Source organism: Candidatus Nitrospira bockiana, from assembly GCF_965152565.1.
The window spans coordinates 4,085,453-4,097,833 of the sequence record NZ_OZ224215.1; the positions used below are offsets into that span (position 1 = coordinate 4,085,453).

General features: G+C 67.8%; 10 protein-coding genes. All 10 read right to left on the minus strand.

Features of this window, described 5'->3' with window-relative positions; all coding sequences use genetic code 11:
- Positions 1–13: 13 nt before the first annotated feature.
- On the minus strand, positions 14–1,771 hold the full coding sequence (locus tag ACWHYV_RS20050) for a carbamoyltransferase family protein (protein WP_447978259.1): 1,758 nt from the start codon (positions 1,769–1,771) through the stop codon (positions 14–16).
- The gene (gene waaF, locus ACWHYV_RS20055; RefSeq protein ID WP_447978260.1) at positions 1,731–2,843 is read right to left on the minus strand and encodes a lipopolysaccharide heptosyltransferase II; all 1,113 of its coding nucleotides are present in this window, start codon (positions 2,841–2,843) and stop codon (positions 1,731–1,733) included. Before waaF ends, ACWHYV_RS20050 begins: the two co-directional genes overlap by 41 nt.
- Complete coding sequence (locus ACWHYV_RS20060; protein WP_447978261.1) at positions 2,833–3,612, minus strand: D-glycero-alpha-D-manno-heptose-1,7-bisphosphate 7-phosphatase; 780 nt, start codon at positions 3,610–3,612, stop codon at positions 2,833–2,835. The genes waaF and ACWHYV_RS20060 overlap by 11 nt, the downstream gene beginning before the upstream one ends.
- 119 nt (positions 3,613–3,731) lie before the next feature.
- Complete coding sequence (locus ACWHYV_RS20065; protein WP_447978262.1) at positions 3,732–4,457, minus strand: SDR family oxidoreductase; 726 nt, start codon at positions 4,455–4,457, stop codon at positions 3,732–3,734.
- 9 nt (positions 4,458–4,466) lie between these two features.
- Complete coding sequence (locus ACWHYV_RS20070) at positions 4,467–6,398, minus strand: glycosyltransferase (protein ID WP_447978263.1); 1,932 nt, start codon at positions 6,396–6,398, stop codon at positions 4,467–4,469.
- Entirely contained in the window at positions 6,395–7,417 is a 1,023-nt protein-coding gene (locus tag ACWHYV_RS20075) for a glycosyltransferase (protein ID WP_447978264.1), read from the minus strand. Before ACWHYV_RS20075 ends, ACWHYV_RS20070 begins: the two co-directional genes overlap by 4 nt.
- Positions 7,414–8,418 (minus strand): glycosyltransferase family 9 protein, encoded by a 1,005-nt coding sequence (locus ACWHYV_RS20080; protein ID WP_447978265.1) that lies wholly within the window; start codon positions 8,416–8,418, stop codon positions 7,414–7,416. Before ACWHYV_RS20080 ends, ACWHYV_RS20075 begins: the two co-directional genes overlap by 4 nt.
- Before the next feature lie 220 nt (positions 8,419–8,638).
- Positions 8,639–10,396 carry an ABC transporter ATP-binding protein gene (locus tag ACWHYV_RS20085; protein ID WP_447978266.1) on the minus strand — a complete coding sequence of 586 codons (1,758 nt, stop codon included), beginning with the start codon at positions 10,394–10,396 and terminating at the stop codon, positions 8,639–8,641.
- A gap of 218 nt (positions 10,397–10,614) precedes the next feature.
- Positions 10,615–11,805, minus strand: coding sequence for a class I SAM-dependent rRNA methyltransferase (locus tag ACWHYV_RS20090; RefSeq protein ID WP_447978267.1), 1,191 nt, complete (start codon positions 11,803–11,805; stop codon positions 10,615–10,617).
- A gap of 79 nt (positions 11,806–11,884) precedes the next feature.
- Positions 11,885–12,208 carry a PilZ domain-containing protein gene (locus ACWHYV_RS20095; RefSeq protein ID WP_447978268.1) on the minus strand — a complete coding sequence of 108 codons (324 nt, stop codon included), beginning with the start codon at positions 12,206–12,208 and terminating at the stop codon, positions 11,885–11,887.
- Positions 12,209–12,381: the final 173 nt, after the last annotated feature.

Consider the following 12,381-nt stretch of genomic DNA (forward strand, 5'->3'; position numbering starts at 1 on the left):
CAGGACTCGGCACTCAGCCCTTCTCGAGTCGCTTCTCCAGGAGAAACGACCCGATCACGAGCGCGTCGAGCGGCGAGGTCCAGAAACACTCGAGGGCGTCGCGCGGGGTACAGACGATCGGTTCACTGCGCGTATTGAAGGAGGTGTTGACCAGGACGGGCACGCCCGTGCGGCGCCGGAACGCACGGAGCAGGTCGTAGTACAGGGGATGCTGCGCGCGGCTGATGGTCTGCACGCGGGCCGTCCCGTCCACGTGCCGCACGGCCGGAATCCGGTTGGCCTTGTCCGCACGCACATCGTCCACGAACAGCATGAACGGGGAGACCCGCCCGGGCGTGAACCACTCCGCCGCCTCCTCTTCCAAGACCACGGGCGCGACCGGACGAAAATCTTCGCGGTCCTTGATCGCGTTGAGCCGCTCCTGCATCGACGCCGACAGCGGCGAGGCCAGAATCGATCGGCCGCCGAGGGCGCGCGGGCCGAACTCCATGCGGCCCTCCATCCAGCCGACGATCAGGTCGCGCGCCAACAGCTCGGCCGTCTCCTCGGGCACATTGGCCAGCCGGCGATAGCGCACCTTCGACCGGAGAAGGAACTCCTCGATCTCGTCGTCCCCATACGCGGGCCCCAAGAACGCGTGGTCCATCCGGTAGGCGCGCGGCGTCCCCCGGCGACCTTCACAGGCATCCACCCACAGCGCCGCGCCGAGCGCGGTGCCCGCGTCGCCCGCCGCCGGCTGCACCCACACGGCGTCGAAAGGACCGTGGTCGCGGATCTTGGCGTTCATCACGCAATTCAATGCGACCCCGCCCGCCAGGCAGAGCGCGTCCACCTTGGTCGCCCGGTGCAGCCATCGCACGAGCTCCAGCACCGTCTCCTCGAGGACGACTTGAAGCGACCGCGCCACATCATAGTGGCGCTCCTCCAACCGGCCGCCGCGCTCCCGGGCCGGCCCGAACCGCTCGACCAGGCGCGGGTCAGCGACTTGATACCGCCCGCCGTCGAGCACCTGGACGATCTCGCGGAACTGCGCGGCATACCGCGGCTTGCCGTAGGACGCGAGCGCCATCACCTTGTATTCGTCGGACGCATGCAGGAATCCCAAGTACGTGGTCACCTGTTCGTAGAGCAACCCCAGCGAATGCGGCATCCGGACCTCGGCCAGCGGCTCGAATCGGGCGCCGTGGCCGAGATGATAGGCGGTGGTCGCACGTTCTCCCCGGCCGTCGAGCGTCAATACCGCGGCCCGCTCGTGCGGCGACGCGTGGAACGCGCTGGCGGCATGCGCGACGTGATGCGCGACGAAATGCCAGCGGTAGGGTCCGTCGGGGCGCGCGCCCTTGAAGCGCGCCGCCAGATGGTGCGGTGCGCCCGCGGCCAACTGCCGCGGCGCGTTGACGACATAGGACAGAAACAACGGGTCCCACGGCGATTCCCAGGCATGCCGGACCGGGCGTGCGCTCGGCTGGAGCGGCAGGCTGATCGTCTCGTCCGCTCCGCGTTCCCCGAGCAGGAGGAACGGATCGTAGGAATAGGCCACGTGATCGACGTCGACCAACCGAATGCCCGCGGTGCGCAGGCAAAAGTCGATGGCATGGAAGGGCAACTCATAGGCGGTGAACGGGACGGGGCGCTTGCCGTGTTTGATGCGCGTGAACCGCTCTTCCTCCGCCGCCGCCACGACCCGTCCGTCTTGAACCAGACAGGCCGAGGGATCGTGGAAGGCGGCGTTAATACCGAGGGTGTACAAGGCGAAGCCCCTTGACTTCACGCGCCGTCTGCTCGAGCAGCTCGCCGGCCGCCCGCACGACCGTCTCGGGCTCCACCCGTCCCAAGCAGTCGTGGTGCCCTTCGGGGCACACGCTCTTGTAGCAGTACCTGCACGGCACATCATGGAAGAGGACCCGGTGCGGCACCTGCCACGGGGTATGCTGCGGGTTCGTGAGCGCGTAGAGGTCGACGACGGGCGTCCTCACCGCGGCCGCGAGATGGACCGCACCCGTGTTGTTGCTGATCAGCAGCGGCGCGCGGGCCAAGAGGGCGGCGAACAGCGCCAGGTCGAGGAGCCCGACCAGTGAATGGGTCGGCCGCCCCACCCGGTGCTGAATCGACGCGACCAGCTCGGATTCCGGCTCGGTGCCCGTCCAGACGATCTCGCAATCGAGCTCTTCGATCAGGCGCCGGGCGACCTCCGCGAACCGCTCGGCCGGATACCGCCGGGATGGGGCGCTGGCTCCCGGGTGCAGGACCACCCAGGGCCGGCCGTCGTCGACGCGATCGGCCATGAGGGCGTCGATGCGGGCGAGCGCCGCGGGCGGCATTCGAACCGACAAGCGCTCGTCCTGCGTCCGAGCCCCGATCTCGGCGACCAGATCGAGCTGCCGGCGCACTTCGTGCCGCAGCGAGGTCTCGGGTTCCGTTTCCCGAATCCAGTCGGTCAGCAGGTGGTAGGGGTTCTCGCGACAATGGGCGAGCCGGAGGGGAATCTCGGCGAGATAGCAGAGCAGGGCCGCCGGGAGCGGACTTTGGCTGTAGACGGTGAAGATCACCGCGCCGTCGAACCCGGCCGCCCGCAGCCGGCCGGCCATCTCCCAGTCCGATCGGCTGGTCCGGCGCGCCGCCGTCGCCTTCATCCACGGCGCCTCATAGACGAGGATCTCGTCGATCTCCGGGAGCAGCCGAGCCGCGTCGGCACCGGCCGCGGAGGTCAGCAGCGTGAGCGACCGCCCGGGAGCCGACTCTTTCAACGCGCGCATGGCCGGCCCGGTCATCAGCACGTCGCCGAGCGTATCGAGGCGCACGCACAGGAGCCGCCGCGCTTGGGACCAGCGATTAGCCGACATGCACGCTCCCGCTCCTGTCCCGCCACGGGACGGCTGGCGCCGCCATCCGCTCGGCGCCGGTGATGATCGAGGCCGCCTCCCGGAGATCCTGGGCCAGGTAATCGGGCCAGCGGCACCGGCCCAGTCGCCATTCGGTCTCGTGCCCATTGTCGAGCAGGATCGTCGTGCACCCCGCGCGCCGGCCTGCTTCCACGTCGTCCAGAATGTCGCCGATCATCCACGAGGCATCCAGGCGGAGGCGGTGCTCGGCGGCCGCCCGCTCGAGCAGTCCGGGCGCCGGCTTGCGGCACCGGCACGGCCCCGCGTGCGCGGGCACGGTCCCTTCAGGGTGGTGCGGGCAATAGTAGAAGCCCGAGAGCGGGACTCCCGCTTCCGCGAGCAGGCGGCGCAGCCGGTCCTGGACGGCGCTGAAATCCCCTTCGGTGAACCGGCCGTGGGCGATCCCCGCCTGGTTCGAGACGACGAACAAGAGATAGCCGGCCTCGTGCAGCCGGCGCAGGCCCTCGACCGCGCCCGGCATCAGCCGGACCAGCCGGGGATCACAGTTGTAGGGCACGTCTTCGATCAGCGTCCCGTCCTTGTCGAGGAGGACGGCGCTCTTCAGTGCTGAGTGCCTCTCCTCAGTGCTGAGTGCTGAGTGCTGAGTGCCTCCCGAAAGTGCTGAGTGCTGAGTGCTGAGTGCTGAGTGATCGGTCCTAAGTCCTGAGTCGAAGCCCGTCAGCACTTCAGGATAGTACTCAGCACTTTCTGTCTTTTTGAACTTCGTCAACTCTGCACTCCCCTAACTCAGCACTCCTCTCTGCACTCCCCTAGCTTTCGTCCTGAGTCCCCTCGGACTACTCAGCACTCAGGACTCAGCACTCAGCACTTCTTCAACTCAGCACTCTCTTAGGGCCAGGAGGTTTCCCGCATCGGGATGACCATAAGCTCCGGCACGACGGTCTCCGCCGGCAGTTGCAGAATGCAGCGGATCGTGTCCGCGACGTTTCGAGGATCTTGCAGCGTGGTCGTGTCGATGTCGGGGAAGCGCTCGAGCAAGAAGGGCGTTCGCATGCCGCCGCTCACGACCGCGGTGACCTTGACCTGATGCGGGCGGGCCTCGACGTGGAGCGCATGGCTGAAGCCGAGCAGTCCCCACTTGCTCGCATGGTACGCCGAGGCATTGGCCCACGCCCGCTTCGCCGCGGTCGAGACGATGTTCACGATGTGGCCGCGGCGCTGCTGCTTCATGAGCGGGAGCACGATCTTGGACAGGACGAACGGCCCCCGCAGGTTCGTCGTCAGAATGCGATCCCATTCCTCGAACGAGAGCTCCTCGATGGAGACCGTCCGGTCGATTGCCGCGTTGTTGACGAGAATGTCGATCCGCCCGAACGCTTCCCCCACACGCGTCACGGCCTTGCGCGCCTGCTCCTCATCACCCACGTCGAGCATGATCGGCAAGGTCCTGACGCCGTCCTTCGCAAGCGCTCCGGCCACCGCCTCCGCCCGATCGATGCGGAGGTCGGCGACCGCGACGACCGCGCCCGCTTCGCCCAACGACCGGCAGATCGCCTCGCCCAGACCTTGCCCGCCGCCGGTCACGAGGGCCACCTGTTGCTTCAGTTCCGGCATCCTGTCCTCCTATTTCCTCGCCTCGCGGGCGGCGCCGACCCGCGTGCGGCGGGTCTGCGGTCGCCGGGGCAATTCCCACATCGTCCGGACCCGCTGATCCTGCCACGCCAGGCGATCGCCGGAGGCGAGCCGTTCGTCCACCAGGCTGCACAGCAGGTGCATGAGCACGAGATGCACCTCTTCGATCGAGTGCCGATCGGAGCACGGCACCATGAGCATGACGTCCGCGAGCCGCCGGACCTCCGTACCCTGGAGCCCGAGCAGCGCGATCGTATGCAGGCCGCGGGCCTGCGCGGCCTTGAAGGCCTGATAGAGCGATCGGGACCATCCGGCGGTGCTGATCCCGATGAGCACGTCGTCGGGCTGCCCGAACGTTTCGACCTGCCGTGCGAAGACCGCGTCCGAGGCCGCATCGGACCGCAAATAGGCGCTGCCGGCGTTCAAGGAGAGGGCGGGCAGGCCCGGGCGGTCCGCCGACCGAAGGCGGCTCACGAACGAGGCGGCCAGGTACTCGGCGTCCGCGGCGCTGTCGCCCTGTCCGCAGATCAGGACCTTGCCGCCGCGCGCGAAGCAGCCGCTCACCATCTGCGCGGCTTCCAGCACCAGCGACCGCAACCGCCGCCGGGACTCCTGGATCACCTCCAGCGCCGCCTCGAACCCTTGATCGACGGCGGCCAATTGGTCCGGCTCCTTGCAGCGCTCGGGTTGGTTGGCGAGCAGCACCGTTTCGTAGAGCGCGGACAGCGCGTTCGTGACCTTCTGCCACGTGAACAAGTCGTTCGCGCGCTGGACCGCCTGCCGGCTGAACACCGTCAGGAGCTTCGGATGGCCGTACAGGTGCGCGAGCTTTTCGGCGAGCGCCTGCGGATTGTTCGCCGGGACGAGGTAGCCGGTCTCGCTGTCGCGGACGGTGAATTTGATGCCGCCCACGTTCGATCCGACGACCGGCGTGCCGCAGGCCATCGCTTCCACGGGCGTGATGCCGAAGGGCTCGTACCACGGCGTCGTGACGAAGATGTCCGCGGCGCTGTAGTAGTACTTGAGCGTGTCGCGGCCCCGCCGGCCGACGAACGTGACGTGCTCCGTCACCCCCTCGTCGCGGGCGACGGCTTGAAGGCGGGCGATTTCCGGGGTGACGGCCGGATCCGGCTCATCCGACTCGCCGCCCACGATGAGCAGCTTCGCCTGCACGCCGTGGTCCCTGAGGAGGCAGGCGAACCCTCGGATCACCGTCTCGATGCCTTTGCGCGGAACCATCCGGCCGACGTGCAGGATGACGCGGCTGTCCGGGGGCAGTCCCAGCGAGATCCGGGCCAACGCCTTGCTGATCGGCCAGAGCTCGGTCGGGTCGAACCCGCACGGAATGATCGTGATCTTGGCCGGATCGGCGTTGTAGAGCCGGATCAGGTCCTCTTCGTCCTGGGGCGCCTCGGCGACGACGTGGTCGGCCTCGAGGACGATGCGGTCCTCGATCTCGAAGCGGGCGTCCGGAAATTCATCGGCCTGGCGCTGGTGCAGGCGGCGCACGCGGCCGAGCGCATGAAACGTGATCACGAACGGGATGCCGAGCTTCTTCTTGAGCTCGGCGGCGACGAGGCCCGACATCCAGAAGTTGGCATGGATCAAGTCATAGGCTTTGCGCTGGCAGCGGCAGAACTTGAGCACGTACTCCGTGAACTCCTCCATGTACGGCAGCAGTTCCTCCTTGCGCACGAAGGACGCCGGTCCCGCGGGCACGTGCACGATCCGCACGCCGTTCACCCACTCGGCGGTCTCCGGGAGGATCTCGCTGTCCCGGCGGGTAAAGACGTCGACGTCATACCCCATCGCGGCCAGGCCCTTGGCGACCTGCCCGACGTACAGATTCTGGCCGCCGCAATCCACGCCGCCCAGGACGCTGAGCGGGGACGCATGTTCGCTGATCAATGCGATTTGTTTCATCGTGGAATCCCCTCCGCCAGCGCGGCTTCACCGGCCGCGCCTTGGCGCTCGGCCTCCGCCCCTCGCACGGCGACCTCGACCAACGTCCGATGCCAGGCCTCGACGAATCGCGCGATGCCGAACCGCCGGCGCGCGGTCCGGCGCGCCCCTTCACCCAGCCGCTTCGCGTGCTCCGGGCTGCGAAGCAGCTCGCGCATGCGCTCGATGAGCCGATCGACGTCCGTATCGACGTAGCCGGACACCCCGTTCTCGACCGCCGTGGCCATCTCCGTCGTCGCCAAGCCGATGATCGGCATGCCCAGGCTCATCGCTTCACAGACGGCCAGGCCCAAGCTCGTGTAGCGGATCGGATTGAAGACGAAGCGGTAGCGGCTCGTGAACGCCGGCAAGGCGTCGTGGGCGATCTCTCCGAGCCCGCCGGCCGACTCGGACTCCATCCCGACGAGATCGAGCGGGATCCGCCGCCGCACCCGCTCGAACACATCGGCCCCCAGGCGACGCCCGCGCCGGTGGAGGCCGTTGACGATTACGAGGCCCCGGTCCAACTCGCCGGTGTACCGGAGGTCGCCGGGCACCGGCACCCCGTGCTCGATCACCCGGGTGGGCGTCCGGCCGCTGTCCCACATCAGCGCGTTGAACGGCGTGACGTGAACGAGCAGCGCGGCGGGATCGTCGACGATGTGCCGGGTATTGGTCGGATGCTCCTGAGGCGGATCGTGCTCGAGGTAGACCCGCGGCAGCCGGCGCTGCGCCTCGGACAGGATCTCATACTGGTCCTCGACGAAATGCTGCTTCGATTGGAACAGCAGGACGTCCAGGTCCAGATCCGCGACCTCCTCGGCGGGGACCTCGTGCACGTTGGGCGGCCACGGGAACCCGGGCGCGCGTCCCGCGTATCCCGGGCCCGATCGGCCGACCGGGACATAGAATTCATGGGGCGTCTGGGAGAGATAGAAGAGGTAGTTGCCGTGCACATGCCAGGTGAACACCCTCACGCGACCTGACCGCTCGCCCGTCACGCGCGAACCTCTACCGCATGCTCCTCGATCAGGTGCTCCGCCTCTGAGAGCACCCGGTCCACCGTCGCGGCCGACCCCACACAGATGCGATGTCGCCGGCGATCGAGCGGCGCCCAGCGGACCGGGTCGGATCCGGTCACGACGACGACGCTGGGGACCTGGAGCGCGGCCGACACATGGGAGACCCCGGTATCATTCGCGACCAACAGGCGGGCGCCGCGCAGCAGAACGCCCAACGTGCCCAAGTCCGTGCGGCCGGTGAGATCGACGGCGGGCGCGCGCATCGCCTCCACCATGGTCCGCACCAGCCCGGCTTCTTCCGCGGTCCCCGTGATGACGATCCGAAGGCCCCGCGCGGCCAGACGATCGGCGACCGCCGCAAACCGTTCGGGCGCCCACCGCCGGTTCACCCCGCGCCCGCCGGGATGCACGCAGACGTAGTCGCCGGCCCGAAGCGACGCCGTCTCGTCCAGCGCACGGAACCGCCGCTCGTCGGCCGCGGCAAGGGGAAACTCCAGATGGTCCCCGCGGGGGGGAATGCCGAGAAACTCCATCAGCCGGAGATGCCGATGCACCTCGGGCAGGTCGTCCGGGTAGGACATGAAGCGGGACGGATCAGGGCAATACTCGCCGGGCACGACGAACCCGGCGGTGTCGCGGGCTCCGAGCAACGCCACCAAAGGGTTGATAGAGCGCCCGCTGCCGTGCATCTGGATGAGAAGATCGAAGCGGCGCTTCTGCATCGCCGCCAGGAAGGGGGGCAACAGGTCGGGTACGAGCGGGCGCTCGGGCAAGCCCGGGTAGCCGGGAAACTCGATCAGCTCATCGAGATAACGGTGAAACCGTGCGACGAACTGGTGCGCCCAGGGCAGGCCGATCAGACTGATCCGGGCCTCCGGAAACGCCGCGCGGAGCGCCCGCCAGGCCGGTACGCTGCACAGCAGATCGCCGAGGAACAGCGCTCGCACGATGCCGATGGTCTTGATCGATCCCCCACCCATCAGAGGGACGCCCAGAGGGACACCGTTCTTTCCATAAGGCCCATGTTCGTACGCACTTCCCACGCTCCATCTTTAGCTGATGGATGATCGCTGCAAACATCAGCAAATGCACGGAAAGCGTGTACACATCTCGGGCAAGCGTCGAGCGGCATCTCTTCTACGAGGCGCTGGCTAGGGATTTCGCAAGGAGGAGGGAGAGCGCCGACCGACGCGGCGGGCGTTAGACGGAGACGGGCTCCGGCAGGCACTGAGCCGCCTGGACCGCATGGCGGAGGCGCCCGTGCTCGAGCGTCAGACGAAGATCGCAGTGCCGCAGCACGCTCAGCCGATGGGTGATGACGAACGTCGTCCGCCCGCGCATCAAGGACTCGAGGCCCTCGAGGATCGCCGACTCCGTGCCGACGTCGAGCGCGCTGGTCGGCTCGTCGAGGACGAGAATCGGTGCATCCCGGAGGAACGCACGCGCCAGGGCGATCCGCTGCCGCTCGCCGCCCGAGAGCTTCGCGCCTCGTTCGCCGACCGGCGTCTGATACCCCTCCGGCAGGCGCTCGATGAACTCATGGGCCTGCGCGGCTCGTGCGGCCGCGGCGATCTCCTCGGCCGTGCTGTCGGGGCGGCCGTACCGGATGTTCTCCGCGATCGTGGTGGACAGCAACACCGGCTCCTGGAGCACGATCGCGAACTGCCGCCGGAGGTCGGCGAGTCGATAGTCGCGAAGGTCGATCCCGTCCAACAGGATCCGGCCGCCGGTGGGGTCGTAGAAACGCATCAGCAGATTGAGCAGCGTCGTCTTCCCGGCTCCCGTCGTGCCGACGATCGCGACCCGGGCTCCCGGGGGGATCGTGCACGTGACCCGATGGAGGGTCGGGCGCCCGTCGTACGCGAAGGAGACATCGTGAAAGACCACGCCCCCGCGGGCCCGAACGAGCGGACGCGCCCACGGGCGTTCGGCCGGCTCCGGCTGCGCGTCGAGGACGGCGAACGCGCGTTCCACCCCCGCCAACGACGATTGCAGCTCGGCGATCTTCTTGGTCAACGTCTCGAGCGGCCCATAGAGCTGGGCCAAGTAGGCCATCACCAACAGGAACTCCCCGAGCGTGAGCAGCCCCTGCTCGACGTGCCGGACGCCGATGCACAGGGCCGCCGTGGTCCCGCAGGCGATCACCATGCTGATGCCGAAGTCGAAGCCGCTCGCAATCCCGGCGAGACGGTTGTGGCCGAGCCGGCACTGGTCGATGCGCGACGCAAAACGGGCCTGTTCCTGCGCCTCGGTCCCGAAGGCCTTGACGAGGCGAACGGCGCCGAACACCTCGTGGGCCACGCCCATCGCGCGGGACTCCGTCCCCTTGACGCAGGCCCATTGCGCCCGCAACCGGCGGCCGCAGACCCGGGTGAGCACGAAGAGGATCGGCGCGGCCGTCAACGCCACCGCGGCCAATTGCCAATCGATCACCGTCGTGACCGTGACCATACCGACGAACATCAGCAGCGCCGTCACGAACGGAATACATCCATCGATCGGGATGTGCTTGATGGCGGCCGCGTCTTGCTGGAGCCGATACATGGGGTCCGCGGTGCCTCGGCCTTCGTGATACCCGATGGACAGACGTTGGAAGTGGTGGAACAGCCGGCCCCGGAACTCGCAGATCAAGCGCTCCCCGGCATAGGAAGACAGCCGCCAAATGGCGAGCCCACGCAGGTGCGTCAGTGCGGCGATCGACAACGACAGGGTCAGCACGGCAAGCAGCAGGCCCTGTTTCCCCCACGTCGCCATCGGGAACAGCCTGAGCCAGTCGGGGGGAGGCTGCGAGCCGATCACGGAATCCACCGCGATCTTGAGCGGCAAGGGAGCCAGCAAGGCCAGGGGAATCGACAGCAGGCCCAAGAACAAGATTATGAGCAGATGCGGGAGGGCGGGGCGTAGTTGCGCGAATATCCGGCGAGAGAGCCGCTGATCCGACCGCTGTAGCGATGTCAACGTGCCAGACCCATTGTTCCTAGCCAAAGCAGCTTAGTAGGAAAAACAGGAAATGTCAAATAAGTCAAATAGTTACGTATAATAGTGGTGGGTTATATAACTAGGTAGGCTGGCCCGGGGTCGGTTAGGTCGGTTTCGTCCGTTGAGTCCGTTCGGTCCATTGGGCGGAGCGGAAGGAGCGCCTCTCACATAGCCCTTTACCCCTTTACCACCGATCCCTATTCGAGGACTTGGAGGAGGAAGCACTTCAAGTACCGGGTCTCCGGCATGGCGGCGAGCATCGGGTGATCTTTGGCTTGGGACCGGCTCTCGAGGAGTCGAATCGTGCGACCCGCGTCCCGCGCCGCGTCCACGATCGTCGTCCAGAGCTCGGCTTCGCTGACGGGCTGTGAGCACGAGCAGGTGGCGAGAAAGCCCTCGCGCCGGACCGCCTTGAGCGCTCGAAGGTTGATGTCCTTGTATCCGGCGAGCGCGTGCGGAACGGCCTGCTTGCTGCGGGCGAAGGCGGGAGGGTCCAGGATGACGAGATCGAACCCGGGCCCGCGCTCGAACCGGCGCAGCGCGTCGAACGCGTCTGCCGCTTCATACCGACAGCGCGCGCCGACCTCGTTCATCTCGGCGTGCTGACCGGCCAGCGCGAGCGCCTCTCGGCTGGCATCGACCCCGAGGACCGCCCGTGCGCCCGCGCGTGCGGCCTGAATGCCGAACGCGCCGGTGTGGCAGAACACGTCCAGGACCTCGGCTCCCGGCGCCAAAGCGGCCACGGCCAGCCGGTTCTCACGCTGGTCGCAGAACCACCCCGTCTTCTGCCCGTGTTCGATGTCGACCGAGAAGCACGCGCCCCCTTCCTCGATCTCGATCCTCGTCGCCGGACCGCCCCGGAGGAAGCCTTTGGTCAGGGGCAGCCCCTCGAGGCGTCTCGTCTTGGCGTCGTTTCGCAGATAGACGCCCCGCGCGCCCGTCTCCGCGAGGAGGAGCTCGGCCAGCAGCGCTGTTCGCCGATCGATCCCGAATGAGAGGAGCTGCAGCACGAGAACGTCCGCATACCGATCGACCACCAACCCGGGCAGGAAGTCCCCTTCGGCGTGCACGACCCGATAGGCCGTGGCTCCGGACACGACGCGCCGTCGCAGCGCCGCCGCGGTCGCGACGCGTGTGGCCCAGAACGTGTCGTCGATGGCCTCGTCCAGGAACGTCAGGAGGCGCACCCGGATCTTCGAATGGGGATTGAAGAGGCCGCGCGCCCAGAACCGACGCGCGCTCGTCTCGACGTCGACCACGTCGCCCGGCGCGGGATCGCCGTGAATCGACTCGATCTCGCCGGCGTAGATCCACAGGGAACCGGACAAGGCCCGGTGCGCGCGCGTGCGCGCGAGGCGGACGCGTCCGGTCGGCGTCTCCCGTCCCATCCGGCTCACGCTCCGGCTGTTCCGGCGGGACGCTCCGAGTGGAGCGATGCGGGGAGGAGCGAGCGGCGTCGGCTGGAGCTCAGTGGCCCACCTGTTCCTTCAGTCTCATGATGAACCGGCTGAGCCGCGCCCGTTGCGCGTCCTGGAGGCTCAGAAACTCGAGGCCGAACGACCGTCCTTTGACCCAGCGGACGAGGGCCCGCTCGACCGTCATCGGCCAGGAATAGTCGGGCACGAACAGCGACACCCTCAGCTCGGAGCCGTTCGCCGGTTGGTGGTCGCATTCGACGCGGCAGCCGCCCCTGGAGAGATCGACCACGACTCCTTCGCCTTCCAACCCTCCGTCACCCTGGAAAAACACCCGGACTTGGAGGCGATACCGTTCCGACGATCGTGGCCGCATCAGGAAGTCCGAACCGACATACGAGCGCGCTACATTACCCAATCGTCCTCCCCCGATCAATCCCCGGCCGCCCCGACGGCCGGCGTCCCACCGCGCCCGGAGCCGGATCAGCCTGGACGCTTCAATTCCGTCCTGCAATTCTTGGCACGCGGCATGCTGGAGCAGCCCGAGTA

Coding starts and splice junctions, on each gene's coding strand:
- ACWHYV_RS20065 (WP_447978262.1), bottom strand. CDS start 4,457: ATGCCGGAACTGAAGCAACAGGTGGCCCTCGTGACCGGCGGCGGGCAA.
- ACWHYV_RS20070 (WP_447978263.1), bottom strand. CDS start 6,398: ATGAAACAAATCGCATTGATCAGCGAACATGCGTCCCCGCTCAGCGTC.
- ACWHYV_RS20090 (WP_447978267.1), bottom strand. CDS start 11,805: ATGGGACGGGAGACGCCGACCGGACGCGTCCGCCTCGCGCGCACGCGC.
- ACWHYV_RS20080 (WP_447978265.1), bottom strand. CDS start 8,418: ATGGGTGGGGGATCGATCAAGACCATCGGCATCGTGCGAGCGCTGTTC.
- waaF (WP_447978260.1), bottom strand. CDS start 2,843: ATGTCGGCTAATCGCTGGTCCCAAGCGCGGCGGCTCCTGTGCGTGCGC.
- ACWHYV_RS20095 (WP_447978268.1), bottom strand. CDS start 12,208: ATGCGGCCACGATCGTCGGAACGGTATCGCCTCCAAGTCCGGGTGTTT.